This is a genomic window from Bradyrhizobium rifense (assembly GCF_008123425.1).
GTDB classification, from domain to species: Bacteria; Pseudomonadota; Alphaproteobacteria; order Rhizobiales; family Xanthobacteraceae; genus Bradyrhizobium; species Bradyrhizobium rifense.
This window is the reverse complement of the sequence record NZ_VSSS01000030.1, coordinates 204,399-230,488: the sequence shown is the minus strand read 5'-3', so window position 1 is coordinate 230,488 and position 26,090 is coordinate 204,399. Positions and strand designations below refer to the sequence as shown.

The window sequence follows — 26,090 nt, the reverse complement described above, 5'->3', positions numbered from 1 at the left end:
TGTGATCGGGCGACGGAGGGTGGCATCCCAAGGTCGTCCCGTTTAGGTCTTTCGCTTAAGTCCCTCGCGTTCATGCGGGTGTGTCCGAAGACGCGAAGGTGGCCAAGGCGGTGATTTAAAGGGGGTTTGGGAATTGGCCATTCGGGTCAATGACCTTCCCTGAAGAGCAACTTGGAGGTTTAACATGAAGTTGGTTAAGAGCCTTTTGCTCGGCTCAGCGGCGGGTCTCATCGCCGTGGGCGGAGCGCAGGCAGCCGATCTCCCCGTGAAGGCCAAAGCGGTCGAATACGTGAAGATCTGCTCGCTGTACGGTGCGGGTTTCTACTACATGCCCGGCACCGACACCTGCATCAAGCTGGGTGGTTACCTGCGCGCTGACGCCGTTCTCGGCGGCGGCAACGACTACGGTTTCAATCAGAGCGCGGCGACTCAGAACGCTGGATCGAACAACCGTCTGCAGAACTACTATTACACCCGCGCTCGTATGGACCTCAACGTCGATACCCGCACGGCGACCGAATACGGCGTTGTTCGTACCTATGCTGACATGATCTTCAGCTATGACACGGGCAATATCGTCGGCAGCAGCCCGGCGACGTTCACCGCAGGTGGTGCGACGCTCGGCCTCTACCATGCGTTCATCCAGTTCGCTGGCTTCACCATGGGTCGCACGGTCTCGATCTTCGACGCGCCGTGGAATTCCTATCCGGCTGGTGGTCCCGATACCATTCCGGGCGGCTCCAACCATGTCACCGGTATCAACCAGTTCGCCTATACCGCTGACTTCGGTCAGGGCATCACCGGTTCGCTGGCGTTGGAAAGCCCCGATACGCAGTCCAATGGTCAGGGCAACCTGTGGAACACCTCGGGCTTCGTAGCCACCGGTGCTGTTAGTGGCGCGGGTGCCATTGCGGTCACTTCCGCTGCTACAAACGCTGGTAATGCCCTCGTCCTGGGTCAGTACGGTGTCAACGCTTGGGGCGGCACGCGCGCTCCCGACATCGTCGGTGCTGTTCGTGTTGACCAGGCCTGGGGTCTTGCCCAGTTCTCGGTTGCCGCGCATGACCTGCATCCCGGCTACTACGGCACGACGGAACCGACTGGTCATCCCTCCGACAAGTGGGGTTGGGCTGTGCAGGGTTCGTTGTCGATCAAGAACATCCCGACTGGTGCGGGTGACTCGCTCAACTTGCAGGCGGTCTACACCGATGGCGACAGCCGGCAGAATTTCCAGGTCCTGTTCCCGCAGCAGTTCTCCATGTACAGCGGTTCGGGCATCGCCTACCAGAGCGTCGGTTTCGCTGGAATTGCTGACGGCGTCTTCGGCGCTGGCGGCAGCATCGAGACCGTCAAGACCTGGGGCGTCCGTGGTGGCTTCACCCACAACTGGAACCCCTACTGGGTTAGCGCCGTCTACGGTGGCTATGCTCAGCTGAGCTACACCAGCAACGCCAAGGCCCTGATCTGCGGCAACTTTGTTGCTGCTTACGGTGCCGCCACCGCGACCTGTAACCCGGACTTCAACTTCGGCGTCGTCGGCGTCAACACCGTCTGGACCCCGGTCAAGAACCTGGCGTTCACGGCTGACCTGAGCTGGTCGCGCCTGGATCAGAAGTACTCTGGTACGATCGCAATCCGGCCATTTCGGCTTTTGCGAAGCCGGCTGCGACGTATGAGCTGAAGGATCAGAACTCTCTCACTCTGCTCCTCCGCGCTAACCGCACCTTCTAATATCGATCTCTCGATCGATAGCGAGCCCCCGGCGGGAAACCGCCGGGGGCTTTTTGCTGCTTAGCGATGTGACATCTGGTCCAGGACTTGGTCCAGCACTTGGACCAAGACCCTGGACTTGATGGTCCCGCAGTGGACCATCCTTGTCGCAATCGAAGATGCAGCGGATACGGCCGGGATTGTCCGTCAAGTCAGTTTCGGAAGCACTGAAGGTCAATCCTTCATGGTCCATCAATCGAGGCCATTGGAGGCTCGAGGCTTCATCCAGCGGACGGGTTCAAAGACCGACAAGAGAACCCAAGTCGAACGGCTTGAGGTGGTGGACACGGATTGGCCACGGCGCTGGTCCGAGCACGAGAAGCTCAAGATCTCCCGGAGAGCATGGCGTCGCGGCAACGGCGCGGCGGTATGGCGTTTCGCGCTCATTGCTGCTGCGTCGGCGACGGTCGTTTCGGCTTGAGGCGCGCATGCCTGTCATCGCGAGAGCGTGACTCTGACACGCGCGAGAGAGAAGGCAGCTATTCCACGCTGCCGGCGCCGCGGCGCAAATCGGCCTCGATCTGGAGCCGCGTGCCGCCGCCGAAGCGGGCGCGGTAGACCTGAAGATTCTCCATGATCCGCTGGACGTAGTTGCGCGTCTCGGAGAACGGGATCAGCTCGACCCAGTCGACCGCGTCGATCTTGGATTCGCGGGGATCGCCGTAACGGTCGATCCACTTCTTCACGCTGCCGCGACCGGCGTTGTAGGCCGCGAAGGTCATGATGTAGGAGCCGCGATAATCCTCGAGCAGGCCGCCGAGCTCAGCCGCCCCGAGCGTGGCGTTGTAGGACGAATCGTTCTTCAGCCGCGAGAGGTCATAGGTCGCGCCGTGCCGTTTGCAGACGTAACGCGCGGCGTCTGGCGTCACCTGCATCAGGCCATAGGCCTGCGCCGGCGAGACCACGGCCGGATTGAACGCGCTTTCCTGTCGCGCGATCGCGTAGACGATGCTGCGCTCGACCTCGGGACCGATCTGCGTGAACTGCGGAATGCCGTTGACGGGGTAGGCGTAGAAGTCGAACGGCAGGCCGCGATTGAGCGCGGCCTTGCCGACCAGCAGCATGCCGCGGGCGTCGCTGTAGCGCTGGGTCAGCTCGCCGAGGCCGGTCAGCGCCTCGGGATCGCCGTTCTCGCCCATGTCGGCAAGCATCGGCACCGCCATCTCGCGCTCGTCGAGCTCGTAGAGCAATTGCGCGGCGCGCACGATCTCCAGCCGTTCGGCGCCGCGGCCGCGCGGCTGGCTGTTCAGCTCGATCTGCGGCAGGCCGAGTTTTGCGCGCGCGAGCTGGCCGTAATAGCTGGTGGATTGCTCGGCGGCGCGAGCGTAGGCGTTGCGGGCCTCCTGCTGGCGGCCTGCGGCTTCCGCGGCGCGGCCCTGCCAGTAACCGGCGCGCGCCAGCGTGGTCGGATTGACGCTGCCAACGCCGATGCGGGCAAAGTGCTGGGCGGCTGCCGTGGGATCGTTCAGGAAGCGCAGCGCGATCCAGCCCGCCGTGAATTCCTGTTCGGTCTTGTAGATGTCGCGCGAGGGGAGCGCTGCGTCGCGTGCGATCAGATAGGCGCTGCGGAATTCCTCGGTGTCGATCATCTTGCGCGCCAGGAGGCGCCGCTCGATCCACCATTCGTCGAGATTGTAGAGCCGGTTCGGGTCCTTCGGCGCCGACAGCATGAGCTGGGCAGCTTCGGCAAACTTCTCCTCGCGGCGCAGCAGCTGGATCTTGCTGAAGATGTAGCCGGGATCGCTGTGCAGCTCGCGCGGCACCTCTTCGAGCAGCGCGCGCGTGTTCGGCGCCTTCTTGAAGGAGGCGATGCGGGCCTTGGCGAGCGCGACATAGCCGGCGCCGAGCCGTTTTGCCGCGCGCAGCGCCGCCTCGGTCTCGCTGCCATAGAGCAGCGTGTCCATCCGCGCCTTCTGGTCGCCCGGCGTGAGCAGGGCGCCGAACTGGTCGAGCGCGTTGTTCTCGGTGTCCTCCGACATCGGATCGCTGCGCCAGGCTTCGCGCACCAGCCGCTCGGCATTGGCGCGGTCGCCGCGCGCCAGCATCGCCTTGGCAAGCACGAAGCGGCCCTTGGCCGAAACAGGGGATTCGTTCTCGAACCACGACCAGCCAACGGAATCGTCGCGCCTGTCGTCCCACATCGCGGCCTCCAAGCGCCGGCGCAGGAAGGTCTGCGATGGCCAGCTCGGATTGGCGGAGAGGAAGGCGCGGTAGCGCTCAACGCTCGCGCCATTGTCCTCGCTACGCAGGATGATCCATTCCGCGAGCTTTCGCGCAACGGGATCCGAAATCGAGTCTGCGTAATTGGTCGCGTCTCCTGCCTTGCGCTTGCGCACCAACTCGATGACGTTCTCGAGCGTGTCCTTGTCGGCCTGCGACGTCGACGAGGTCGCAGCAACCGCGGCCGGCGTGACCGGCTTGCGCGGCGCGGCGTGCTGGCGGGTTGCAGGCGCCAGCACTGGCGTTGCGACAGACTTGGCGGGGGCTGGGGCGGAAGGTCTGACAGTGGCCGTCACCGCCGGCGTGGTTTGGGAGGCCGGAGCATTGGCGGCCGGTCGTGCTTTTGGCGCGGAGGCGGCAGCAGCGGGCTTCGGCTTGTCCTTGGCGGCATCCTTGCCGGCGGGCTTCTTCGCAGCATCCTTGTTCGCAGCATCCTTGGCCGGCGCGGAGGCTGCTCCCTTGCTCGCGCCCTTGGCGGTCTCCTTGGCCGATCCCTTCGCGGCGTCCTTCGCGGCAGGCTTGGTTGAAGGCTTCGCGGTTCCCTTATCAGTTCCCTTATCGGTTCCCTTGGGAGCTTGCTTGGTGGGTTCCTTCGCGGAGTCCTCGGTCGTCTCATTGGACTTGGCCAGGGCGGCGCAGCCGATCGACAGGCCGGCCATCAGGCCTATGGCCAGACCGGCAGATCGCCATGCGGCACGGGATAAGGAGGTCACGGAGGTTCGTCGCCCCGAATCAGTCAATTGGCTCAAGACCTATCTGTACAAGATCTGGCTGTATTTGATTGAATATGCGGACAAAATACCAACAGCCGCTTACCTCCGCCGGGTTTGCACCACCACCGCGGCAAAATCGCGGCTTAAACGGTGTGTCAGTCGGCAGCAGGTCTTTTACCGGCCGGACAGACCCGATAAGAATGGGGCTTGCTCTAAAATCTCGCCGCGTACGGAGGAAGTCCATGGCAGCCAAGACGAAATTCCGGGGGTCGTTCACCGCCTTGGTCACGCCCTTCAAAAATGGCTCGCTGGACGAGGCGGCGTTCCGCTCCCTGGTCAACTGGCAGATCTCCGAGGGTACCAACGGCCTTGTCCCGGTCGGCACCACCGGCGAGAGCCCGACGCTCTCGCATGACGAGCACAAGAAGGTCGTCGAATGGTGCATCGAGGAGGCCAAGGGGCGCGTGCCCGTGATCGCCGGCGCGGGCTCCAACTCCACCAAGGAAGCGGTCGAGCTGGCCCAGCATGCCGAGAAGGCGGGCGCCAACGCCGTGCTGGTGGTGACGCCGTACTACAATAAGCCGACCCAGGAAGGCATGTATCAGCACTTCAAGGCGATCAACGATGCGATCGGGATTCCGATCATCATCTACAACATCCCGCCGCGCTCGGTGATCGACATGTCGGTCGACACCATGAAGCGGCTGTGGGAGCTGAAGAACATCGCCGGCGTCAAGGACGCCACTGCCAGCATGGTGCGTGTGTCGCAGCAGCGCGCGGCGATGGGCGAGGATTTCAACCAGCTCTCCGGCGAGGACGCGACCATCCTCGGCTACATGGCCCATGGCGGCCATGGCTGCATTTCGGTGACGTCGAACGTCGCACCGCGACTGTGCTCGGAGTTCCAGGCCGCCTGGGCGAAGGGCGACCACGCCACCGCGCTGAAGATCCACGACAAGCTGATGCCGCTGCACAACAACCTTTTCATCGAGAGCAATCCGGCGCCGATCAAATATGCAATGACGCTGCTCGGCAAGATGGATGAGACGCTGCGGCTGCCGATGGTGCCGGTGTCCGAGCCGACGCGCGTTGCGGTGCGCAGCGCCATGGTGCATGCCGGCCTGATCAACTGACGCTTTAGCCACCGGGGGGAGCCCGTCATGAGCGCAGTCGACGAAAAAGGCAGACGGATGCTCACGGAGTTCCGCGACTTCGCCATGAAGGGCAATGTCGTCGACCTCGCGGTCGGCGTCATTATCGGCGCCGCCTTCGGCGCCATCGTCACTTCGCTGGTCGGTGACATCATCATGCCGATGATCGGCGCCGCAACCGGCGGCCTCGACTTCTCGAATTACTACGTCCCCTTGTCGAAGACGGTCACCGCCACCAACTTAGCGGACGCGAAAAAGCAAGGCGCAGTGCTCGCTTACGGCAGCTTCCTGACGCTGACGATCAACTTCATCATTGTCGCCTTCGTGCTATTCTTGGTGATCCGCGCCATGAATACATTGAAGCGCAAGGAAGAGGCCAAGCCCGCGGAGCCGCCGAAGCCGTCGGCGGAGGTCGTGCTGCTGACCGAGATCCGCGATCTCCTCAAGAAGTGACGCGCCCGCTTCATCCAAACTGTTAGCTTACGCGCGCATCTCGATCAGGTTTGTAGGTCATGGCCGATAAGAACGAACGTCCTATCAAGGTCATGGCGGAAAATCGCAAGGCCCGTTTCAACTATGCGATCGAGGATACGGTCGAGGCGGGCATTGCTCTGACCGGAACCGAGGTGAAGTCGATCCGCAACGGCAAGAGCACGATTGCGGAGTCCTATGCCGACTCCAAAGACGGCGAGATCTGGCTGATCAACGCCACGATTCCCGAATATCTCCAGGGCAACCGCTTCAACCACGAGCCCAAGCGGCCGCGAAAGCTGCTGCTGCATCGCCGTCAGATCAACAAGCTGATGGGCGCCGTCGATCGCGAGGGCATGACGCTGATCCCTCTCAAGCTCTACTTCAACGAGCGCGGGCGGGCCAAATTGCAGCTCGCAGTTGCAAAGGGCAAGAAGCTGCACGACAAGCGCGAGACCGAGAAGAAGCGCGACTGGAGCCGGGAGAAGGGCCGGCTGATGCGGGCGAGGGGATAGCGAGATGAACCAGAAGAACCTGCTCGAGGTCGATTGGAGCCAGATTCCCGCACCTACTGACGATGGCGGTGCCGTGCATCTGAAAGGCATGATGCTGCCCGCGATCAGCCTGCGTGCGACCGATGACAATTCGGTCGATCTGTCGGCGCTCCCGGGCCGCACCGTGGTGTTTGCCTATCCGCGCACCGGCGAGCCCGGCAAGATCGGGCTGGTCGACGATTGGGACATGATCCCGGGCGCGCGGGGCTGCACGCCGCAGACATGCGCATTTCGCGACCTGTTCGCCGATCTGAAAGCCGCCGGCGCTTCGCAGGTGTATGGCCTTTCGACGCAGAGCAACGCCTACCAGACCGAGATGGCGTCGCGGCTGCATCTGCCGTTCCCGGTGCTCTCGGACGAGAAGCTGGCACTCACGCGCGCCCTCAATCTGCCGACCATGGAGGTCGCGGGCCTGACGCTGATCAAGCGCCTCGCGCTGATCATCGACGACGCCAGAATCACCCATGTGTTCTATCCGGTGTTTCCGCCCGACCGGAACGCGGGCGATGTGCTGGACTGGCTGAAGGCAAATCCTGCAAAGACTCCGGCAAAGACCTAGTCGAGGTCGGCCCTGATCTTCGCGAACACGCTGCGGAACATGTCCGTCGTCAGCACGCCTGTGTTCGTGTTGTAGCGGGAGCAGTGATAGCTGTCGTAGAGCTTGAACCGGCCTGCCTGGTGCACGGCGCCGTGCCCGAATGGGGCTTGCGAGGCCTTCAGGCTCAGCGGCTTGAGCACCGTATCGTGCGCAATGCGTCCGAGTGCCACGATCGCGCGCAAATTCGGCATCGTCTCGAGGTTGGCGACGAGAAACGGGCGGCAGGTGTTGATCTCGACAGGCAGCGGCTTGTTCTGCGGCGGAACGCAATGCACGGCGTTGGCGATCCGGCAGTCGACCAACTTCATGCCGTCGTCAGGACGCGCCTGATAGGTGCCCTTGGCAAAACCGTATTCGAGCAGCGTGGCGTAGAGCAGGTCGCCCGCATAATCGCCGGTGAACGGGCGGCCGGTGCGATTGGCGCCCTGCATGCCCGGCGCGAGGCCGACGATCAATAGGCGCGCCTTGATATCGCCGAACGGCGGCACCGGCGCGTTGTGCCAGGACGGCTCGCGCGCGCGGTTCGCCTCGCGAAAGGCAACCAGGCGCGGACAGAGCGGACAGTCACGGTCGGGAACGAGGGTGGGGGCCTGGCGGCTAGACCGGGCTACCTCACTCCTCGAAGTCGTCATCGCCCCTCGGCGCCATCGTGGTCGCGCGCTGGAGGAACTGCGGAGCGTGGTGGCGCGCCTCGCGCTCGCCGCGATCGCGCGGGGCAGGGCGCTCGGACGGGTCGCGGCCAAGCTTGGACTGCAACTCGACGAGATCGGTGAAGACATCGGCCTGGCGGCGCAGCTCGTCGGCGATCATCGGCGGCTGGCTGGCGATGGTGGAGATCACCGTCACCCGCACGCCCCGACGCTGCACGGCCTCGACCAGCGAGCGGAAGTCGCCGTCGCCCGAGAACAGCACCATCTGGTCGATGTGCTCGGCGAGCTCCATGGCATCGACGGCGAGCTCGATGTCCATGTTGCCCTTGACCTTGCGGCGGCCGGAGGCGTCGATGAATTCCTTGGTCGCCTTGGTGACGACCGTGTAGCCGTTGTAGTCGAGCCAGTCGATCAGCGGACGGATCGAGGAATATTCCTGATCCTCGATGATCGCTGTGTAGTAGAACGCCCGCAGCAGTGTCCCACGGCTCTGAAATTCCTTCAGCAGGCGCTTGTAATCGATGTCGAAGCCGAGAGTTTTCGCCGTCGCGTAGAGATTGGCGCCATCGATGAAGAGCGCAATCTTGTTGGTAGGGGAAGGTGACATTCAGTTTGCTCGCGTAGTGTTCGTGATAAATTCGTTTATTGTTGGCGCAGCGGCAGCAAGCCGCGCAGTTCAAAGTCCTGCCGAAACCCGTCGAAACCGCAAATCCGGAGAAGTCGGGGCAATCAAGGTATAGTTATGGCGGACTTTCATACTCCCGGCGCCGCCCTCAATGGCAGCCCGGGAAACCACCCATCCCAGCCCCAATGTGGAGGTAGCAGAGGCGTTTGGCGAGGCCAAATTACAAATTTGCCTTGCGAAAGCGCCCCGGCCCCTATAACTAGCCCCAATCATCCACATATTTCGTCCCACCCACAACGGAGCGACAGTCCATGGCTCGCGTCACCGTAGAAGATTGTATCGACAAGGTCGACAACCGGTTTGACCTGGTCCTGCTGGCCGCCCACCGTGCCCGCATGATTTCGTCCGGTTCACAACTAACGGTTGACCGCGATAACGACAAGAACCCTGTTGTATCTTTGCGTGAAATTGCCGACGAGACCATCTCGCCGGAGGATCTCCGCGAGGAGCTGGTGCACTCCCTCCAGAAGTTCGTCGAGGTGGACGAGCCCGAGCCGGATACGGTGCCGCTGATCGGTTCCGCCGGCGCCAGCGTCGATGCCGACGATACCGAAGTGGCTGTTGAGCGCATGACCGAAGAGGAGCTCCTGAAGGGCCTCGAAGGCCTCGCGCCGCCGGAAGAGCAGCCCGAGGAGGACGAGTAATCGTCTTAATCGCGATCCGTCGACTTCTTGTGATCTTATCAAAGGCCCGAACCCGTGTTCGGGCCTTTGCTTTTGTTGGCGTTTTCGTGGTTACCATAGCGTTGCCGGTTTACGCCGCGCGCCTGTCACCGAATTGATCGGCCGTGTCCGCGATCGGAGCTTAGGATGTATGCAACGGGCCCCTTCAAGGTCCGTTTGAAGGCAGGACGGCATGGTGTATCGACGCCGCAGACCCACGCAGATGCAGGCCGCAACCGAATCGGTTGCCGTGGCCCCGACTGCGCCGGTGGCACGGCCAGCGAAGCCGCGCGCGCGCATGATGCGTCAATATGACCTCGTCGAACGCGTCCGGTCCTACAATCCGAACACCAACGAAGACCTGCTGAACCGCGCCTATGTCTACGCCATGAAGGCGCACGGCTCGCAGACCCGCGCCTCCGGCGATCCGTATTTCTCGCACCCGCTCGAAGTCGCGGCGATTCTCACCGACCTGAAGCTCGACGACGCCACCATCGTCGCCGCGCTGCTGCACGACACGATCGAGGACACCGAGGCGACGCGCGCGGAGATCGACCAGCTGTTCGGCCCCGAGATCGGCGCGCTGGTTGAGGGCCTGACCAAGCTGAAGCGGCTTGAGCTGGTGTCGCGCGAGGCCAAGCAGGCCGAGAACCTGCGCAAATTGTTGCTGGCCATTGCCGACGATGTCCGCGTGCTCCTGGTCAAGCTCGCCGACCGCCTGCACAACATGCGCACGCTCGACTTCGTGCCGACCGAATCGCGCCGGCGCATTGCCGAGGAGACGCTCGACATCTACGCGCCGCTGGCCGGGCGCATGGGCATGCAGGAAATGCGCGAGGAGCTGGAGGATTTGTCCTTCCGCACCCTCGATCCCGAAGCCTATTCGGTGGTGATGCAGCGACTCGATGCGCTCGCCGAGCGCAACCGCAATCTTATCGGCGAGATCGAGGACCAGCTCTCCAACAATCTGCGCCACAGGGGTCTCGGTGCGAGGGTCTATGGCCGCCGCAAGAAGCCGTTTTCGATCTGGACCAAGATGGAGCGCAAGTCGGTTGGTTTCGAGCAGCTGTCCGACATCTTCGGCTTTCGCGTCGTCGTCAACGACATCGAGGCCTGCTATCGCGCGCTGGGCATCGTCCACACCACCTGGCCGGTCGTGCCGGGGCGTTTCAAGGACTACATCTCGACGCCGAAGCAGAACGACTACCGCTCGATCCACACCACCGTGATTGGCCCCGGCAACCAGCGCGTCGAGCTCCAGATCCGCACCGAGGCGATGGACCAGATCGCCGAGCGCGGCATCGCCGCGCACGTGTTTTACAAGGAAGGCGTGGGCTCGCCGACCGAATTCCTCAAGCGCGAGTCCACCGCGTTCGCCTGGCTGCGCCACACCATCGGCATCCTCTCGGAAAGCGCCAACCCCGAAGAATTCCTCGAGCACACCAAGCTCGAGCTGTTCCACGACCAGGTGTTCTGCTTCACCCCGAAGGGCAAGCTGATCGCACTGCCGCGCCATGCCAATGTGATCGACTTCGCCTATGCCGTGCATACCGACGTCGGCAACAGCGCGGTCGGCTGCAAGATCAACGGCCAGTTTGCGCCGCTGTCCTCCGAGCTTCAGAATGGCGACGAGGTCGAGGTGCTGACCTCGGAAGCGCAGTCGGCGCCGCCGTCGGCCTGGGAGACGCTCGCGGTCACCGGCAAGGCGCGCGCTGCGATCCGGCGCGCCACGCGTACCGCGGTGCGCGATCAATATGTCGGCCTCGGCCGGCGCATCGTCGAGCGATTGTTCGAGCGCGCCAAGATCGAATACGCCGACGACAAGCTCAAGGGCGCGCTGCCGCGGCTGGCGCGCACCTCGATCGAGGACGTCATGGCGGCGGTCGGCCGTGGCGAGATCAAGGCCTCCCACGTCGCGCGCGCCATGTATCCCGACTACAAGGAGGAGCGCGTCGCGCGCTACGGCGTCAAGAAGGGGCTCGCCGCCAAGCTCAAGGAGAAGGCGCTGGAGCCGTCGCGCAGCCCGGTTGCGATCCCCATTGGCGGCAACAATTCGGACCTGCCGGTGAAGTTCGCGCCGAACGGCGGTGCCGTACCGGGCGATCGCATCGTCGGCATCGTCACGCCGGGCGAGGGGATCACGATCTATCCGATCCAGTCGCCGGCGCTGAAGGATTTCGAGGAGGAGCCGGAGCGCTGGCTCGACGTCCGCTGGGACATCGAGGATTCCGCCCCGCAACGCTTCCCGGCGCGCATCAAGGTCGAGAACGTCAACGAGCCGGGCGCACTGGCGCAGATCGCGACCGTGATTGCCGAGCACGACGGCAACATCGACAATATCAGCATGCAGCGCCGCTCGCCCGACTTCACGGAGACGACGATCGATCTCGAAGTCTACGATCTCAAGCATTTGAGCGCGATCCTGGCCCAGCTGCGGGCCAAGGCGGTCGTCGCCCGCGTCGAACGTGTTAATGGATAGGCGACTGTCGCAGTCGCCTGTTCCTCCGATCCCGTGAGTCCTGAAATGTCCGCACCTCCGCTCCGCCTCGGCGTCAATATCGACCATGTCGCGACCGTCCGTAACGCACGCGGCGGCCGCCATCCCGACCCGGTCCGCGCGGCGCTGCTTGCGATCGAGGCTGGTGCCGACGGCATCACCGCGCATCTGCGTGAAGACCGCCGGCACATCCGCGACGAGGACATGGCGCGGCTGAAGGCGGAAATCTCCAAGCCGCTGAATTTCGAGATGGCGGCGACCGACGACATGATGCGCATCTCGCTCGCCACCAAGCCGCATGCGGTGTGCCTGGTGCCGGAGCGGCGCCAGGAGGTGACGACCGAGGGCGGGCTCGACGTGGTCGGTCAGCACAACGCGCTCGCGCCCTATATCGCGCGGCTGAACGATGCCGGCATCCGCGTCTCGCTGTTCATTGCTGCGGACCCTGCACAAATTGAGATGGCGGCGCGGCTGCGCGCGCCCGTGATCGAGATCCACACCGGCGCCTGGTGCGACGCCGTGGTCGACGGCCACGCTGACAAGGCCGAAGCTGAATGGCGGCGGATCGTGGCGGGCGTGAAGCTCGCAAGGGACGCCGGGCTCGAGGTCCATGCCGGCCACGGATTGGACTACGCGACCGCTGAGAAGATCGCCGCGCTGCCCGAAATCATGGAGCTCAACATCGGCTACTACATGATCGGCGAGGCGCTCTTCGTTGGTCTTGCCGAGACGGTGCGCAAGATGCGCGCGGCGATGGATATCGGACGGAGCCGGGCATGATCATCGGCATTGGCTCAGACCTCATCGACATCACCCGCGTCGGAAAGGTGATAGAGCGCCATGGCGAGCGCTTCCTCGACCGCATCTTCACCGCGGCCGAGCGGGCCAAGGCGGAGCGGCGGGCCAAGAACGAGAAGATGGTGGTGGCGACCTATGCCAAGCGTTTTGCCGCCAAGGAGGCCTGCTCCAAGGCCCTCGGCACCGGCATCAGGCAGGGCGTGTGGTGGCGCGACATGGGGGTGGTCAACCTGCCCGGGGGCCGGCCGTCCATGCGGCTGACCGGGGGGGCGCTGGCCCGGCTCCAGGCCCTGACGCCGGAGGGATTCGAGGCTCAGATCGACCTCTCGATCACCGACGACTGGCCGTTGGCGCAGGCCTTCGTGATCATTTCTGCCGTACCGCGAGCCAAGCCCTGACCGATTCCTGAGGATCGGAGTGGGAATTTTATAATTCGTATTGAAATTCAACGTCTTACGGGTTTTTGATGCGATCCTTGATTGCGTGGCCTGCGGCAACCGTCTAAAAGTCCGCGGACGCAAATCAGGCTGGGCGAATTCGGCTTTACGCCGGAATTGGCCCTCACTATCAGAATCAGGACAATCTCCTTTGGCCGCGAACCGGCGGGCCGTTCGCGGGAGGAGGGCGTTCTGTGATCGCCGGCCGGAATTGAGAGAGCAATGAGCGTGACTTCGGGAACGAAAACTGAAAGCGGCGTCGGCGAAACGATCCGGGTCGTGATCCATGCTCTCCTGATCGCGCTGGTGATCCGCACCTTCCTGTTCCAGCCGTTCAACATCCCGTCCGGCTCGATGAAGGCGACGCTGCTGGTCGGCGACTATCTGTTCGTCTCGAAATATTCCTACGGCTACAGCCACTATTCGATCCCGTTCTCGCCGCCGCTGTTCTCGGGACGGATCTGGGGCTCGGATCCGAACCGCGGCGACATCGTCGTGTTCCGGCTGCCGAAGGACGACACCACCGATTACATCAAGCGCGTGATCGGCTTGCCTGGCGACCACGTCCAGATGAAGGACGGCCTGCTCTACATCAACGATACCCCGGTCGAGCGCCAGCGCATGAGCGAGTATGTCGGCGAGGATCCCTGCGGCTCCGAAGGCGGCGGCATCTCGCGCGTGAAGCGTTGGAAGGAGACGCTGCCGAACGGCGTCTCCTACGAGACGCTCGATTGCGCCGACAACGGCTACATGGACAACACCAACGTCTACACTGTGCCGCCTGGCCATTTCTTCATGATGGGTGACAACCGCGACAACTCCACCGACAGCCGTTTCCTCGGCCAGGTCGGCTACGTGCCGCAGGAGAATTTGATCGGCCGAGCCCAGATGATCTTCTTCTCGATCGCCGAAGGCGAACATGCCTGGATGTTCTGGCGCTGGCCGTGGGCGGTGCGCTGGAATCGTTTCTTCAAAATCGTCCGATGAAAGACGAAGCCAAGGATATCACGACCCAACCGATCGAGGCGCAAGCCGCCCCTGAGGGCGAAGCTGCAACCAAGACGCTTGCGACCAAGACTCCTGATACCAAGGCGCCGGCCAAGAAGAAGCGGACACGAAGTAGCAAAGCCAAGGCGGCGGCTGACGCGAACGCGGCGCTCGAGGCGCGCATCGGCCACAACTTCGCCGATCCGAACCTGCTGATGCAGGCAATCACGCACGTGTCGGCGCTGAAGTCCGGACGCAAACGCGGCGACAGCTATCAGCGGCTGGAGTTCCTCGGCGACCACGTGCTCGGGCTCGTCGTGTCCGACATGCTCTATCATGCCTTCCCGAACGCCGATGAGGGTGAGCTGTCCAAGCGGCTCGCCGAGCTCGTGCGCAAGGAGAGCTGCGCCGACGTCGCCAAGTCGCTCGGTCTGCTCGACGACATCAAGCTCGGTTCGGTCGGCTCCAGCGCCGATGCGAGGCTGCGCAAGTCCATCCTCGGTGACATCTGCGAAGCCGTGATCGGCGCGATCTTCCTCGACGGAGGTCATGCGGCGGCGGACGAGTTCGTCAAGCGCAACTGGACCGAGCGCATGCACAAGCCGCGGCGGCCGCTGCGCGATCCCAAGACCGTGCTGCAGGAATGGGCGCAGGGGAAGGGGTTGCCGACGCCGGTTTACCGCGAGGTCGAGCGCACCGGCCCGCATCACGATCCGGAGTTCCGCGTTGCGGTGGACTTGCCGGGGCTGGCGCCGGCCGAAGGCACCGGCGGCAGCAAGCGCGCGGCGGAGAAGGTCGCGGCCTCGGTCATGATCGAACGAGAAGGTGTCGGTGGCGGCAATGACGGCTGAAGCAAGCGGCGAAGCGCCCGCGGCGACGCGCTGCGGCTTCGTTGCGCTGATCGGCGCACCGAATGTCGGCAAATCCACGCTGGTCAACGCGCTGGTCGGCGCCAAGGTCACGATCGTCTCGCGCAAGGTGCAGACCACGCGCGCGCTGATCCGTGGCATCGTGATCGAGAACAACGCGCAGATCATCCTGGTGGACACGCCGGGCATCTTCCTGCCCAAGCGCAGGCTCGACCGCGCCATGGTCTCGACCGCCTGGAGCGGGGCGCATGACGCCGACCTCGTCTGCGTGCTGCTCGATGCCAAAAGCGGCATCGACGAAGAGGCCGAGGCGATTCTCACGAAGGTCGCGAGCGTCAATCACGACAAGATTCTGGTAATCAACAAGGTCGATCTGGTCCAGCGCGAGAAGCTGCTGGCGCTGGCGCAGGCCGCCAACGAGCGCATGGCCTTCGCCAAGACCTTCATGGTCTCGGCGATCTCGGGTGATGGTGTCGACGATATTCGAAGCACGCTCGCCGAGATGGTGGCGCCGGGTCCGTTCCTCTATCCCGAGGACCAGATGTCGGACGCGCCGATGCGGCATCTCGCGGCCGAGATCACCCGCGAGAAGATCTATCGCAAGCTGCACCAGGAATTGCCGTACCAGTCCACGGTCGAGACCGACAAGTGGGAGGAGCGCAAGGACAAGTCGGTGCGCATCGAGCAGACGATCTTCGTGGAGCGCGAAAGCCAACGCAAGATCGTGCTTGGCGCAGGCGGTGCCACCATCAAGTCGATCGGCGCGGACTCGCGCAAGGAGATCGGCGAGATACTCGGCGTACCGGTGCATCTGTTCCTGTTCGTCAAGGTGCGCGAGAACTGGGGCGACGATCCCGATCGCTATCGCGAGATGGGCCTGGAATTTCCCAAGGAATAAGCAAGAAAAGATCGGTATTTGATGAGCGTGCCCACGAACGTCCGGCGCTTCGAAGCGTTGCTCTATGCATCGCTGATGCTGGATGCGCTGTCTGTGGCGGTGCAGGATCGCACCCCCACCATCGAGATGACCGAACAGATGATCATGACGGCGACGCTGCTCGCCGGTGGGATGATTTTGCTGCTGGTCTATTTCGTCTGGTTGGCTGCGCATTGGCGCAAGAACTGGCCGCGCTGGGTGCTGGCGGCGGCGTTGGTCCTGTCTGTGATCTCGCTCGGTCAGATCCTCGGCGATAAGGGCCTTGAGCTCGACAGCGTGATCGAGATCGTCTCCTGCGTGCTGACGGGGTTCGGCCTGTATTTTTCGTTCACCGGCGACGCGCGGGGCTGGTTCAACGCGTGACCATCAAATTGGTGGGCACGCTTCCGCCTTCGCTCTTCGAGCTACGGCGGACAAGTCGCTTTGCCCTACGATTTCTCGAACTCGTCCTACAATCGGTAGGCGTGGACAATGATCACCGCGCTTATGATGATCGTCCAGATTACGAAGCCTACGACAACGCCGAGCGCCGGCGACAGGATCACCCGGCCTTCGCTTGTACGCGTGACCTGCAAGAGGCCTGTCCAGCCGACCCGGATCATGCTTGTGGGGAATTCGACGGTGATCCTGCCGAACGTGGCTGCAAATAGCAAAGCCAGTGCGGTGAAATAGAAAACGGTCGGCAAGGCCTCCCAGGCTACCCAGAACACCAATTCGAGAATGAGCGCGATCAAGTCGAAAATGATGCTGGCCATCGTGCTCCCAGGCGTGTCCGAACTTCTGCGTCAGTGCATATGGCGCTATACTTAGCATATGGAATGGACCGACGAAGGCATCGTGCTGGGCGTGCGGCGGCATGGCGAAAGTAGCGCCATCGTCGAGCTGCTGACGCGCCAGCATGGCCGGCATCTCGGTCTCGTGCGCGGCGGAGCAAGCTCGCGGCTGCGGCCACTCTTGCAGCCCGGCAACAGCGTGAGCGCGGTGTGGCGGGCGCGGCTCGACGAGCATCTCGGCACCTACGCCATCGAAGGCCTGAAGCTGCGCGCGGCGACGCTGCTGGGATCGTCCCATGGCGTCTACGGCGTCACGCATCTGGCCTCGGTTGCGCGGCTGCTGCCGGAGCGCGATCCGCACGAGGACATCTTTGCGCTGCTCGAACATTCGCTCGACGATTTCGACGACATCGGCAGCGCGGCCGTGCACGTCATCCATTTCGAGCTGGCGATGCTCTCCGAGCTCGGCTTCGGGCTGGCGCTGGACAATTGCGCGGTGACCGGGGAGACCACGGACCTGATCTATGTCTCGCCCAAATCCGGCGGCGCGGTGTCGCGCGGCGCGGGCGAGCCGTGGCGCGACCGGCTGTTGCGTTTGCCGCCATTCCTGCGCCATGGCGAAGCCGCGAGCGAACTCACGGACGAAGATCTCCAGGACGGCTTTCGGCTCACCGGCCTGTTCCTGCTGCGCCATGTGCTGGAGCCGCGGGGGCAGGTCCATTCCGACGCGCGCTCCGGCTTCATCAATGCCCTGACGCGGCAGCAGGCCAAAGCGGCGCTTCCTGCGCCCTGAAAGGCGGCAATTCCGGCGCCATGAAGCCAGCGCGCCTCTGTATTGCTCATTCAGGCAACTTTTCCCGGAACCAAACCGGGTTTCCCGGATTGGCCCTTGGGGTTCCAACCCGGGGATAACCTGATGCTGATCAAGGGACTTATCGTATCGGCAGCGCTGATTGCGCTGGCGCCGGACGCCCTCGCAGGCGAGCAACCGGGCGTGTTCCGTCGCGCCTCCTGCACGGTCGTCAGGTTCTATGTCGCGAAATATTCCGCTGCGGCGGCAGAGGCATGGGCGCGATCCAAGGGCGCAACCGATGCCGAAATCGAGACTGCCCGCCGCTGCGTAGCCAACATGCCGGCGACACCCCCTGCCAAGGTCCAGACGACCGTGACTGCCGGCTGGGCAGGGCAGTAGAAGCCCACAGGGAACCAATCCATCCTTGCCCGATTCGCTTCCACGGTTTAACCGGGCGGCATGGGAAAACGAATCGTTCCGCCGGAAGAACCGGCCGAAATTCATGATGTGCCGCTGCGTGAGGCGCTGGAAGAGCGCTATCTCGCGTACGCGCTCTCCACCATCATGCATCGCGCGCTGCCCGACGCGCGCGACGGCCTGAAGCCGGTTCATAGGCGCATCCTTTACGGCATGCGCCTGCTCAGGCTCGACCCCGGCACGGCCTTCAAGAAATCCGCCAAAATCGTCGGCGACGTGATGGGCTCGTTCCATCCGCACGGCGACCAGGCGATCTACGACGCCATGGTGCGCCTCGCGCAGGATTTCTCCTCGCGCTACCCGCTGGTCGACGGCCAGGGCAATTTTGGCAATATCGACGGCGATAACCCCGCCGCCTACCGCTACACCGAAGCGCGCATGACCGACGTCGCGCGGCTTCTGCTCGAGGGCATCGACGAGGACGGCGTCGAATTCCGCGCCAATTACGACGGCCAGTCGAAAGAGCCGGTCGTGCTGCCCGGCGGCTTTCCGAACCTGCTCGCCAACGGCGCGCAGGGCATCGCCGTCGGCATGGCGACCTCGATCCCGCCGCACAACGCCGCCGAGCTGTGCGATGCCGCGCTGCATCTGATCGAGAAGCCCGACGCGAAATCCAGGGCGCTCTTGAAGTGGGTGAAGGGCCCGGATTTCCCCACCGGCGGCATCTGCGTCGATTCCAAGCAGGCCATCGCTGAAGCCTACACCACCGGTCGCGGCTCCTTCCGCGTTCGCGCCCGATGGGAGCAGGAAGAGGGGACGCGCGGCACCTGGGTCGTCGTCGTCACCGAGATTCCCTTCCTGGTGCAGAAGTCGCGTCTGATCGAGAGGGTCGCCGAGCTGCTGGACCAGAAGAAGCTGCCGCTGGTCGGCGACATCAGGGACGAGTCGGCCGAAGACGTCCGCATCGTGATCGAGCCGAAGTCGAAGAACGTCGATCCCACGCTGATGATGGAATCGCTGTTCCGGCTGACCGAGCTCGAAAACAAGATTCCGCTGAACCTCAACGTGCTGATCAAGGGCCGCGTCCCCAAGGTGGTCGGGCTCGCGGAGTGCCTGCGCGAATGGCTCGACCATCTGCGCGACGTCCTGATTCGCCGCAGCAATTACCGCAAGGCGCAGATCGAGCACCGGCTGGAAGTGCTCGGCGGCCTGCTCATCGCTTATCTGAACATCGACGAGGTGATCAGGATCATCCGCACCGAGGACGAGCCGAAGCCGGCGCTGATGAAGGCGTTCAAGCTCACCGAGGTGCAGGTCGAAGCCATCCTCAACATGCGCCTGCGCTCCTTGCGCAAGCTCGAAGAGATGGAGATCCGCACCGAGGACAAGACTCTCCGCGCCGAACTCAAGGGCATCAACGCGGTGCTCGCGTCCGAGCCCGAGCAGTGGAAGAAGGTCGCCGAGCAGGTCGGCAAGGTCCGCGACATGTTCGGACCGAAGACGCCGCTCGGCAAGCGCCGCACCACCTTTGCCGACGCGCCCGAGCACGATCTCGCCGCGATGGAGGAAGCCCTCGTCGAGCGCGAGCCGGTGACCGTCGTCGTCTCCGACAAGGGCTGGATCCGCACCATGAAGGGGCATATCGAGGATCTCTCGGGCCTTACCTTCAAGCAGGACGACAAGCTCGGCTTCGCCTTCTTCGCGGAGACGACCTCGAAGCTGCTGCTGTTCGCCACCAACGGCAAATTCTATTCGCTTGATGTCGCGAAGCTCCCGGGCGGCCGTGGCCACGGCAATCCGATTCGCATGTTCATCGACCTCGAGCAGGAGGCCGCGCCCGTCGCGCTGTTCGTCAACAAGGGCGGTCGCAAATTCCTGGTCGCGAGCCACGAGGGCCAGGGTTTTGTGGTGAACGAGGACGATTGCGTCGGCACCACCAAGAAGGGCAAGCAGGTCCTCAACGTCGACATGCCGAACGAGGCGCGCACGGTCACCGAGGTGATCGGCGACACCGTCGCGGTGATCGGCGAGAACCGCAAGATGCTGATCTTCCCGCTCGACCAGGTGCCGGAGATGGCGCGTGGTCGCGGCGTGCGCCTGCAGAAGTACAAGGACGGCGGTCTGTCCGACGTCGCTGTCTTCGAGGCCAAGGCTGGCCTGACCTGGAAGGACTCCGCTGGCCGCGAATTCTCCGCGACCACCAAGGAGCTCGCCGAGTGGCAAGGCACCCGCGCGGATGCCGGCCGCCTGCCGCCGAAGGGTTTCCCGAAGTCGAACAAGTTCGGCAAGGTGATCGGGTAGGGACGACTCTCGCTACAGCACCGGTGTCATGCCCCGCGAAAGCGGGGCATCCAGTACGCCGCGGCTTCTCGGTTCGATCACTGGCTTCACGGAGTACTGGATCGCCCGGTCAAGCCGGGCGATGACAGCGAGAGTGTAGCGCGCAAACGCGCGGCAGATAGTCCTGAGCGCATAAGTGCCTGCGTCGATCGGGCACGAACATTGCTTTTTCTTGGCGAGTGCAAACGCTTCGTCAAAAGGCAAAAAGAAACCAATGTTCAAGCTGAAGTCGTTCATTCCGGCGCTGTTCGTCCTCGCGCTGGTATCTGCGCCGGCGCACGCAGCAGGTAATCTCGTCGCGGTGCTCGAGGCGGAGATCGTTACGCTCGATCCGCATTTCTCCACGGCCTATATTTCGCGCACGTTCGGCTACATGGTGTTCGACACGCTGTTCGCGAAGGATTCCAAGGGCGACGTCAAGCCGCAGATGGTGCAGGATTGGAAGGTCTCAGCCGACGGTTTGACCTACACGTTCACGCTGCGTGACGGCCTGAAATGGCATGACGGCCAGCCGGTCACCGCGGCCGATTGTGTCGCCTCGCTGCGCCGCTGGGGCACCCGCAGCGCGCTCGGCCGCCGCATCTTTGCGATCACGGCCTCGCTGGAGCCGACCGACGCAAAAACCTTCGTGTTGACGCTGAAGGAGCCGTCCGGCCTCGTCATCGACGCGCTCGGCAATCCCGTCAGCCCCGTCGCCTTCATGATGCCCGAGCGCATTGCCAAGACGCCCGGCGACCAGCGCATCACCGAGATCATCGGCTCCGGTCCGTTCGTCTACAGCAAGGCCGATCACCGCACCGGCGATCGCATGATCCTGAAGAAATTCGCCGACTATGTGCCGCGACCAGAGCCCGCCGACTTCCTGGCTGGCGGCAAGCGCGTCAACATCGACACGCTCGAGATCCGCGTCATTCCCGACGGATCGACCGCGGCGTCCGCATTGCAGGCCGGCGAAATCGACTTCATGCAATACGCGCCGTTCGATCTGCTGCCGCAACTCGAGAAGAACGCTCGCGTAAAACTCGTGAACTTCACCGGCGGCAACATGTTCGCCGGCGCCTATCGCCTCAATGCGGCGTCGAAACCGTTCGACGATCCTGCGATCCGGCGCGTGCTGTGGAAGCTGGTCGATCAGCGCGAAGTGCTGGATGCACTCGGGCTCGATGCCAAATACGCCGCGCCTTGCGCGACGTTCTTCACCTGCGGCACGACCTATGAGAGCAAGGCCGGCATTGAAGCCGCGGCAAATCCGTCGATCGAAGCGGCGAAGGCCGCACTGAAGGCGACGAAGTACGCCGGCGAGCCGGTGGTCGTGATAGAGGCCAACGATCTCGAAGCGCCACGCGTCTCGGCGCAGGTGCTGGCCGAGCGGCTCAAGGCGGCCGGCTTCAACGTCGATCTCCAGGTGATGGATTGGGCGAGCGTGCTGGCGCGCCGCGCCAAGAAGGAGGGCTGGAGTGTCTATGGCGTTCATGCCGGTGGTTTCGACCTGGGTTCGCCGCTGACCAATGTCATGGTCGCCTTCAACTGCGCCGACTTCACCGGCTGGCAATGCGATCAGCGCATCACGCCGCTGATGGAAGCCTTTGCGAAAGCGCCTGCCGAGGATGACCGCAAGAAGATTGCCGGCGAGATCCAGAGCATCATGTATGATCAGGCGCCCGCGATCCCGTGGGGCCAGTTCGCGCAGCCGGCGGCCTATCGCGCCACTCTGCGCGGTCTGATACCGTCCGCCATCCCGGTGTTCTGGAACGTTGAGAAGTAACGCGATGTACGATGTCATTGTTGTCGGCGGCGGCTCCGCCGGCGCCGCAGTTGCGGCGCGGCTCTCCGAGGATCCCGCACGGCGCGTGCTGCTGCTCGAAGCCGGCCTCGACTGGCGCGCTGATGACGCGCCCTGGGAGGTGCGAACGCCAAATCCGATCCCGATCATCCACAAGCGCGAGTATCAGGAGAAATGGCAATGGCCTGATCTGCTGACGCGCCGCGTGGCGGGGCAGGAGCCGCGCTTCTATTGGCGCGGCAAGGGGCTCGGCGGCTCGTCGATGATGAACGGACAGATCGCGATCCGCGGCGTCGCGGATGCCTTCGACGAATGGGCGGCCAATGGTTGCTCCGGCTGGTCGGCGAAAGAGGTGATGCCGCTGTTTTCCGTGATCGAGGACGACTTTGAGTTTGGCGACGCCGCAGGTCACGGCCGCGGCGGGCCGTTGCCGGTCTATCGCGCGCCGCCGGAAAAATGGGGCCCGATCGATCGCGGCCTGCGCGATGCGGCGCTGGCGAGCGGCTATCCCTGGTGCGCGGACGTCAATGGTCCAGACGGCGAGGGCGTCGCCTGCTATCCCATCAACAGCCGCGACAGCCGCCGCATCACCACCAATGAGGGCTATCTGGAGCCCGCGCGCGGCCGCGCCAATCTGGAGATCCGGGGCAAGACGCTGGTCGATCGCGTGCTGATCAGCGACGGCCGGGCGACTGGTCTGCGCGTTCACACCGAGGGGCAGGGCACCAACGACATCAGCACACGCCAGATCGTGCTGTGCGCAGGCGCCATCCACAGTCCGGCGATCCTGCTGCGGTCGGGCGTCGGGCCGGCGGAGGAGTTGAAGGCGATCGGGATCGCGGTCGAGCGCGATCTGCCGGTCGGCCGGCACTTCTTCGACCATCCGCTGTTTCGCGCCACGATCCAGCTCCACGAAAACCTGCGGCCGACCGACCCGGACACCCGCCACACCAATTGCTGCGTGACCTATTCCTCCGGCCTCGCCAACGGCGGCAAGCGCGATATGATCCTGATCGCGTTCAATCACCGCGGCATCGGTGTGCCCGGGGCGATCGGAGCCGGCCTGTTCAACGCCTATTCGCGCGGCACGCTCAAGCTGGCTTCGACTGATCCATCCGTCGATCCGATCGTCGAGGAAAACATGCTCGCCGATCCCCGCGATATGCTTCGTATGATGGATGCGGTGAAGCGGCTGGCCGTCATCACCTCGCAGCCGGCACTCGCCGGCATCTCCGACTGGATCCGGCTCACCGATACGGATCTCACGCTGCCGCAGGCCGCGGCGCTGCCGCATCACGAGCTCGATGCACTGCTGCGCCGTGAGACCGGAGACATCCAGCACGCGGCCGGCAGTTGCCGCATGACGGGGGTGGGGGATGTCGACGGCGTGGTCAACCCTGATGGCTCGGTGAAGGGTATCTCGGGCTTGCGCGTCGCCGACGCCTCGATCATGCCGTCCGACTGCCGCGCCAATACTCACTTCACGACGGTGGTGATTGGGGAAGCGATCGCGCGGATGATGATGCGGTAGCCGGGCGACGACAGCGAGAGTGGAGCGCCGTCTCAGATCACCCCAATGACCCGCAACGTCACGCCCGCCGCGCAGCTGCCGGCGAGCACCGTCAGCATCCCGAGCTTGAACCGAAAGATCGCGGTCGCGGCCGCGATCGACAGCACCAGCGCGGGAATATCGACGCTCGTCAGCACCGGCCTGTCAAAATCCAGCGGGAAGGCGTGCACCGGCACGGTCTCGCGGAACAGGGTGTGGAGTGCGAACCAGATCGAGAGGTTGAGGATCACGCCGACGACGGCGGCGGTGATGGCGCTGAGCGCGCCGGCAAGCCCGGTGTTGCCGCGCAGGCGCTCGATATAGGGGCCGCCGACGAAGATCCAGAGGAAGCAGGGCGTGAATGTGACCCAGGTCGCAAGCAGGCCGCCGAGCATGGCCGCCAGCATTGGCGACAGGCCGCTCGGATCGCGATAGGCGGCCATGAAGCCGACGAACTGGAGCACCATGATCAGCGGGCCCGGCGTGGTCTCGGCCATGCCGAGGCCGTCGAGCATCTCGTGCGGCTTCAGCCAGTGATAATGCTCGACCGCTTGTTGGGCGACATAGGCCAGCACCGCATAGGCGCCGCCGAAGGTGACCAGCGCCATTTTTGAGAAGAACAGCGCGATCTGGCTGAATACGCTGGCTTGTCCGAGGACCAAAAGCAGCGCGATCACCGGCACGAGCCAGAGCGCCAGCCACAGCGCCGCGGTCCGGATCGCACGCGCGGTGTTCGGACGGACATGCTCGGGCACGGCTTCGCCGAGCATGCTGTCGATCACGGCACCGCTGCCGCCATGGCCATGACCGGCCGGTGCGAATTCCGGACGGCCGGCGCGTGCGCCGCCATAGCCGATCATACCGGCGGCGATGATGATGATCGGGAAGGGGACGGCAAAGAAGAAGATCGCGACGAAGGCGATGGCGGCGAGCGCGATCATGATGCGATTCTTCAGCGCCCGCTTGCCAACGCGGAAGACGGCCTCGATGACGATGGCGAGCACGGCCGCCTTCAGCCCGAAGAACAGCGCCTCGACGAAGCTGACATTGCCGAAAGCCGCATAGACGTAGCTCAGGCCCATGATGGCGATGATGCCGGGCAGGATGAACAGCCCGCCCGCCATCAGCCCGCCGGCGGTGCGGTGCATCAGCCAGCCGACATAGGTCGCAAGCTGCTGCGCCTCTGGTCCGGGCAGCAGCATGCAGTAGTTCAGCGCATGCAGGAAACGGCCTTCGGAGATCCAGTTCTTCTCCTCGACCAGGATACGGTGCATCACCGCGATCTGGCCCGCGGGCCCGCCAAAGCTCAGGCATGCGACGCGGAGCCAGACGCGAAAGGCTTCACCGAAGCTGATGCCGTGACTGGCATCAGCTCCTGCTTGAACGCTACGGGTGTCCATCAAGCCTTCACCTTGTTGGTCGGCCAGTTGTGGGTCTCGGTGGTGGCGTCGCGGCACCAGCGGTAGAAGGCGTCGTAGAGCAGCATGCCGGCCTCGAGCTGTTCGAGGTCGTCGTCATACATCCGCGACAGCCCGAGCGAGGCCGCGAGCAGACCGGGGGCTTCCGGCGCGAGGTCGGGCCGCGCAGTGTCGGCGCCGCGTACCAGCAATGCGAGCCGCAGCAGCGACGGGGTGGCAATGCCGAATTCCTCGATCATCACGTCGAAGGTGCAGAGCTCGCCGCGGTGGCTCCAGAACACGTTCTCGATGTCGAAGGGCGCCGCGCCAAAACGCTCGCCAACGGCGACTACCTCGGACGGCGCCACGAACAGGAACACCGCATTAGGATCGACGAAACGGCGGATCAACCAGGGGCAGGCGATGCGGTCGACCTTCGGCCGGGCCCGCGTCACCCAGACGGTGCGGCCCTTGGCGTCGCGTGGCGGCAGTTTGCGGGTGTCGACGAGCGGCAGCTTCGCCGCCTTCCAGCCCTCGAAGCCGCCTTCCAGCGTCTCGGCCTGTACGCCGAGTTGCCTGAGCCAGGCCGCGGTGCCCTGCGCCAGCTTTTCGCCGCGCAGGCACGAGACGATCGCGGACCGGCCGGCGAATGAGCCGCCCCAGTCCGGAACATTGTCGTGGCTGAGCTTGATCGAGCCGGGGATCAGCCGCCGGTCGGCGGCGAAATCCTCGTCCGTGCGCACGTCGATCACGACAGGGGCATTCGCCGTGCCGATCAATCGCGCCAATTTGTCAGACGATATCGTTGTGTAGGAAGACATGATGCGCCCTCGTAAGAACAAACGGGACGCGATACTTGGGCATGTCGCCTCGTGGGGAGATCGCTCAAATCCCCATGAGGTTCATTACACCGAAACGGCCCCGACCTGTCAATCGGCTCGTTTCACCGATTTCGTCAACAGGGCCCCCAGGTCTATGTTGGGGGCCAGCGGACCTGACCTTTCGGAGATCACCGATGCACTCCCATTCCATCGAACAA

25 protein-coding genes and 1 pseudogene are annotated in these 26,090 nt (G+C 63.9%); 19 read left to right on the top strand and 7 right to left on the bottom strand.

The annotated features are described in order from the left end of the window. Positions 1–184: 184 nt before the first annotated feature. A pseudogene (locus FXB40_RS19775) lies at positions 185–1,731 on the top strand (porin). Positions 1,732–1,849: 118 nt separating this feature from the next. Continuing rightward, complete coding sequence (locus tag FXB40_RS19770) at positions 1,850–2,191, top strand: hypothetical protein (protein ID WP_148773843.1); 342 nt, start codon at positions 1,850–1,852, stop codon at positions 2,189–2,191. A gap of 58 nt (positions 2,192–2,249) precedes the next feature. Here FXB40_RS19770 and FXB40_RS19765 read toward each other — a convergent pair whose 3' ends face one another. Next, positions 2,250–4,649, bottom strand: a complete 2,400-nt coding sequence (locus tag FXB40_RS19765) for a transglycosylase SLT domain-containing protein (RefSeq protein WP_187437008.1) — start codon at positions 4,647–4,649, stop codon at positions 2,250–2,252. 296 nt (positions 4,650–4,945) lie between these two features. On the opposite strand from FXB40_RS19765, the gene dapA reads away from it, so the two are divergent. From dapA to FXB40_RS19745, 4 genes are read left to right on the top strand one after another with little or no spacing between them, the layout of a single operon-like run. Then, positions 4,946–5,836 carry a 4-hydroxy-tetrahydrodipicolinate synthase gene (gene dapA, locus FXB40_RS19760; protein ID WP_187435282.1) on the top strand — a complete coding sequence of 297 codons (891 nt, stop codon included), beginning with the start codon at positions 4,946–4,948 and terminating at the stop codon, positions 5,834–5,836. A 57-nt stretch (positions 5,837–5,893) separates the two neighbouring features. Next, positions 5,894–6,307, top strand: coding sequence for a large conductance mechanosensitive channel protein MscL (mscL, locus tag FXB40_RS19755; RefSeq protein ID WP_187437007.1), 414 nt, complete (start codon positions 5,894–5,896; stop codon positions 6,305–6,307). 59 nt (positions 6,308–6,366) lie between these two features. After that, positions 6,367–6,840 carry an SsrA-binding protein SmpB gene (gene smpB, locus FXB40_RS19750; RefSeq protein ID WP_148773839.1) on the top strand — a complete coding sequence of 158 codons (474 nt, stop codon included), beginning with the start codon at positions 6,367–6,369 and terminating at the stop codon, positions 6,838–6,840. 4 nt (positions 6,841–6,844) lie between these two features. Beyond that, a complete protein-coding gene (locus tag FXB40_RS19745; RefSeq protein ID WP_148773838.1) occupies positions 6,845–7,438 on the top strand; it encodes a peroxiredoxin in 594 nt (197 codons plus the stop codon). Here the strand turns inward: FXB40_RS19745 and FXB40_RS19740 are convergent. Both FXB40_RS19740 and FXB40_RS19735 read right to left on the bottom strand, forming a co-directional pair. Continuing rightward, positions 7,435–8,109, bottom strand: a complete 675-nt coding sequence (locus FXB40_RS19740; RefSeq protein ID WP_148773837.1) for a uracil-DNA glycosylase — start codon at positions 8,107–8,109, stop codon at positions 7,435–7,437. The genes FXB40_RS19745 and FXB40_RS19740 overlap by 4 nt on opposite strands. Further along, complete coding sequence (locus tag FXB40_RS19735; RefSeq protein ID WP_148773836.1) at positions 8,090–8,734, bottom strand: LabA-like NYN domain-containing protein; 645 nt, start codon at positions 8,732–8,734, stop codon at positions 8,090–8,092. Before FXB40_RS19735 ends, FXB40_RS19740 begins: the two co-directional genes overlap by 20 nt. Before the next feature lie 329 nt (positions 8,735–9,063). Between FXB40_RS19735 and rpoZ the strand changes: the two genes are divergently transcribed. From rpoZ to FXB40_RS19695, 8 genes are all read left to right on the top strand, one after another. After that, positions 9,064–9,456 carry a DNA-directed RNA polymerase subunit omega gene (gene rpoZ / locus FXB40_RS19730; protein WP_014494742.1) on the top strand — a complete coding sequence of 131 codons (393 nt, stop codon included), beginning with the start codon at positions 9,064–9,066 and terminating at the stop codon, positions 9,454–9,456. 211 nt (positions 9,457–9,667) lie between these two features. Beyond that, entirely contained in the window at positions 9,668–11,953 is a 2,286-nt protein-coding gene (locus tag FXB40_RS19725; protein WP_148773835.1) for a RelA/SpoT family protein, read from the top strand. A gap of 45 nt (positions 11,954–11,998) precedes the next feature. Continuing rightward, positions 11,999–12,751 (top strand): pyridoxine 5'-phosphate synthase, encoded by a 753-nt coding sequence (locus FXB40_RS19720; RefSeq protein WP_148773834.1) that lies wholly within the window; start codon positions 11,999–12,001, stop codon positions 12,749–12,751. Beyond that, entirely contained in the window at positions 12,748–13,167 is a 420-nt protein-coding gene (gene acpS / locus FXB40_RS19715) for a holo-ACP synthase (protein WP_148773833.1), read from the top strand. Before FXB40_RS19720 ends, acpS begins: the two co-directional genes overlap by 4 nt. Before the next feature lie 261 nt (positions 13,168–13,428). Then, entirely contained in the window at positions 13,429–14,193 is a 765-nt protein-coding gene (gene lepB, locus FXB40_RS19710) for a signal peptidase I (protein WP_148773832.1), read from the top strand. Next, positions 14,190–15,044 carry a ribonuclease III gene (rnc, locus tag FXB40_RS19705; protein WP_148773831.1) on the top strand — a complete coding sequence of 285 codons (855 nt, stop codon included), beginning with the start codon at positions 14,190–14,192 and terminating at the stop codon, positions 15,042–15,044. The genes lepB and rnc overlap by 4 nt, the downstream gene beginning before the upstream one ends. After that, positions 15,034–15,960, top strand: a complete 927-nt coding sequence (gene era / locus FXB40_RS19700; RefSeq protein WP_148773830.1) for a GTPase Era — start codon at positions 15,034–15,036, stop codon at positions 15,958–15,960. Before rnc ends, era begins: the two co-directional genes overlap by 11 nt. A gap of 21 nt (positions 15,961–15,981) precedes the next feature. Next, the gene (locus tag FXB40_RS19695; protein WP_148773829.1) at positions 15,982–16,362 is read left to right on the top strand and encodes a hypothetical protein; all 381 of its coding nucleotides are present in this window, start codon (positions 15,982–15,984) and stop codon (positions 16,360–16,362) included. Between the two features lie 86 nt (positions 16,363–16,448). Here the strand turns inward: FXB40_RS19695 and FXB40_RS19690 are convergent, their stop codons facing one another. Continuing rightward, entirely contained in the window at positions 16,449–16,754 is a 306-nt protein-coding gene (locus FXB40_RS19690; protein ID WP_148773828.1) for a hypothetical protein, read from the bottom strand. A 58-nt stretch (positions 16,755–16,812) separates the two neighbouring features. Between FXB40_RS19690 and recO the strand changes: the two genes are divergently transcribed. From recO to parC, 3 genes are all read left to right on the top strand, one after another. Further along, positions 16,813–17,565, top strand: coding sequence for a DNA repair protein RecO (gene recO, locus FXB40_RS19685; protein WP_148773827.1), 753 nt, complete (start codon positions 16,813–16,815; stop codon positions 17,563–17,565). 123 nt (positions 17,566–17,688) lie between these two features. Then, entirely contained in the window at positions 17,689–17,964 is a 276-nt protein-coding gene (locus FXB40_RS19680) for a hypothetical protein (protein ID WP_148773826.1), read from the top strand. Positions 17,965–18,024: 60 nt separating this feature from the next. After that, the gene (parC, locus tag FXB40_RS19675) at positions 18,025–20,283 is read left to right on the top strand and encodes a DNA topoisomerase IV subunit A (protein WP_148773825.1); all 2,259 of its coding nucleotides are present in this window, start codon (positions 18,025–18,027) and stop codon (positions 20,281–20,283) included. 12 nt (positions 20,284–20,295) lie between these two features. On the opposite strand, the gene FXB40_RS47980 is transcribed toward parC, so the two are convergent. Then, positions 20,296–20,559, bottom strand: a complete 264-nt coding sequence (locus FXB40_RS47980) for a hypothetical protein (RefSeq protein WP_187436994.1) — start codon at positions 20,557–20,559, stop codon at positions 20,296–20,298. Between FXB40_RS47980 and FXB40_RS19665 the strand changes: the two genes are divergently transcribed. Both FXB40_RS19665 and FXB40_RS19660 read left to right on the top strand, forming a co-directional pair. Beyond that, positions 20,537–22,087 carry an ABC transporter substrate-binding protein gene (locus FXB40_RS19665; RefSeq protein ID WP_148773824.1) on the top strand — a complete coding sequence of 517 codons (1,551 nt, stop codon included), beginning with the start codon at positions 20,537–20,539 and terminating at the stop codon, positions 22,085–22,087. The two genes, FXB40_RS47980 and FXB40_RS19665, sit on opposite strands and share 23 nt — an antisense overlap. A 4-nt stretch (positions 22,088–22,091) precedes the next feature. Then, complete coding sequence (locus FXB40_RS19660; protein WP_148773823.1) at positions 22,092–23,636, top strand: GMC family oxidoreductase; 1,545 nt, start codon at positions 22,092–22,094, stop codon at positions 23,634–23,636. Positions 23,637–23,668: 32 nt separating this feature from the next. On the opposite strand, the gene chrA is transcribed toward FXB40_RS19660, so the two are convergent. Further along, positions 23,669–25,054: a chromate efflux transporter gene (gene chrA / locus FXB40_RS19655; protein WP_148773822.1), complete on the bottom strand. Its 1,386-nt coding sequence runs from the start codon at positions 25,052–25,054 to the stop codon at positions 23,669–23,671. Next, complete coding sequence (locus tag FXB40_RS19650) at positions 25,054–25,872, bottom strand: chromate resistance protein ChrB domain-containing protein (protein WP_148773821.1); 819 nt, start codon at positions 25,870–25,872, stop codon at positions 25,054–25,056. The genes chrA and FXB40_RS19650 overlap by 1 nt, the downstream gene beginning before the upstream one ends. Positions 25,873–26,090: the final 218 nt, after the last annotated feature.

What these genes read in the sequence shown, in the direction of transcription:
- FXB40_RS19765 (WP_187437008.1), bottom strand. Translation starts at nt 4,649, where the DNA reads ATGGCCGGCCTGTCGATCGGCTGCGCCGCCCTGGCCAAGTCCAATGAG.
- dapA (WP_187435282.1), top strand. Translation starts at nt 4,946, where the DNA reads ATGGCAGCCAAGACGAAATTCCGGGGGTCGTTCACCGCCTTGGTCACG.
- mscL (WP_187437007.1), top strand. Translation starts at nt 5,894, where the DNA reads ATGCTCACGGAGTTCCGCGACTTCGCCATGAAGGGCAATGTCGTCGAC.
- smpB (WP_148773839.1), top strand. Translation starts at nt 6,367, where the DNA reads ATGGCCGATAAGAACGAACGTCCTATCAAGGTCATGGCGGAAAATCGC.
- FXB40_RS19745 (WP_148773838.1), top strand. Translation starts at nt 6,845, where the DNA reads ATGAACCAGAAGAACCTGCTCGAGGTCGATTGGAGCCAGATTCCCGCA.
- FXB40_RS19740 (WP_148773837.1), bottom strand. Translation starts at nt 8,109, where the DNA reads ATGACGACTTCGAGGAGTGAGGTAGCCCGGTCTAGCCGCCAGGCCCCC.
- FXB40_RS19735 (WP_148773836.1), bottom strand. Translation starts at nt 8,734, where the DNA reads ATGTCACCTTCCCCTACCAACAAGATTGCGCTCTTCATCGATGGCGCC.
- rpoZ (WP_014494742.1), top strand. Translation starts at nt 9,064, where the DNA reads ATGGCTCGCGTCACCGTAGAAGATTGTATCGACAAGGTCGACAACCGG.
- FXB40_RS19725 (WP_148773835.1), top strand. Translation starts at nt 9,668, where the DNA reads ATGGTGTATCGACGCCGCAGACCCACGCAGATGCAGGCCGCAACCGAA.
- FXB40_RS19720 (WP_148773834.1), top strand. Translation starts at nt 11,999, where the DNA reads ATGTCCGCACCTCCGCTCCGCCTCGGCGTCAATATCGACCATGTCGCG.
- acpS (WP_148773833.1), top strand. Translation starts at nt 12,748, where the DNA reads ATGATCATCGGCATTGGCTCAGACCTCATCGACATCACCCGCGTCGGA.
- lepB (WP_148773832.1), top strand. Translation starts at nt 13,429, where the DNA reads ATGAGCGTGACTTCGGGAACGAAAACTGAAAGCGGCGTCGGCGAAACG.
- rnc (WP_148773831.1), top strand. Translation starts at nt 14,190, where the DNA reads ATGAAAGACGAAGCCAAGGATATCACGACCCAACCGATCGAGGCGCAA.
- era (WP_148773830.1), top strand. Translation starts at nt 15,034, where the DNA reads ATGACGGCTGAAGCAAGCGGCGAAGCGCCCGCGGCGACGCGCTGCGGC.
- FXB40_RS19695 (WP_148773829.1), top strand. Translation starts at nt 15,982, where the DNA reads ATGAGCGTGCCCACGAACGTCCGGCGCTTCGAAGCGTTGCTCTATGCA.
- FXB40_RS19690 (WP_148773828.1), bottom strand. Translation starts at nt 16,754, where the DNA reads ATGGCCAGCATCATTTTCGACTTGATCGCGCTCATTCTCGAATTGGTG.
- recO (WP_148773827.1), top strand. Translation starts at nt 16,813, where the DNA reads ATGGAATGGACCGACGAAGGCATCGTGCTGGGCGTGCGGCGGCATGGC.
- FXB40_RS19680 (WP_148773826.1), top strand. Translation starts at nt 17,689, where the DNA reads ATGCTGATCAAGGGACTTATCGTATCGGCAGCGCTGATTGCGCTGGCG.
- parC (WP_148773825.1), top strand. Translation starts at nt 18,025, where the DNA reads ATGGGAAAACGAATCGTTCCGCCGGAAGAACCGGCCGAAATTCATGAT.
- FXB40_RS19665 (WP_148773824.1), top strand. Translation starts at nt 20,537, where the DNA reads ATGTTCAAGCTGAAGTCGTTCATTCCGGCGCTGTTCGTCCTCGCGCTG.
- FXB40_RS47980 (WP_187436994.1), bottom strand. Translation starts at nt 20,559, where the DNA reads ATGAACGACTTCAGCTTGAACATTGGTTTCTTTTTGCCTTTTGACGAA.
- FXB40_RS19660 (WP_148773823.1), top strand. Translation starts at nt 22,092, where the DNA reads ATGTACGATGTCATTGTTGTCGGCGGCGGCTCCGCCGGCGCCGCAGTT.
- chrA (WP_148773822.1), bottom strand. Translation starts at nt 25,054, where the DNA reads ATGGACACCCGTAGCGTTCAAGCAGGAGCTGATGCCAGTCACGGCATC.
- FXB40_RS19650 (WP_148773821.1), bottom strand. Translation starts at nt 25,872, where the DNA reads ATGTCTTCCTACACAACGATATCGTCTGACAAATTGGCGCGATTGATC.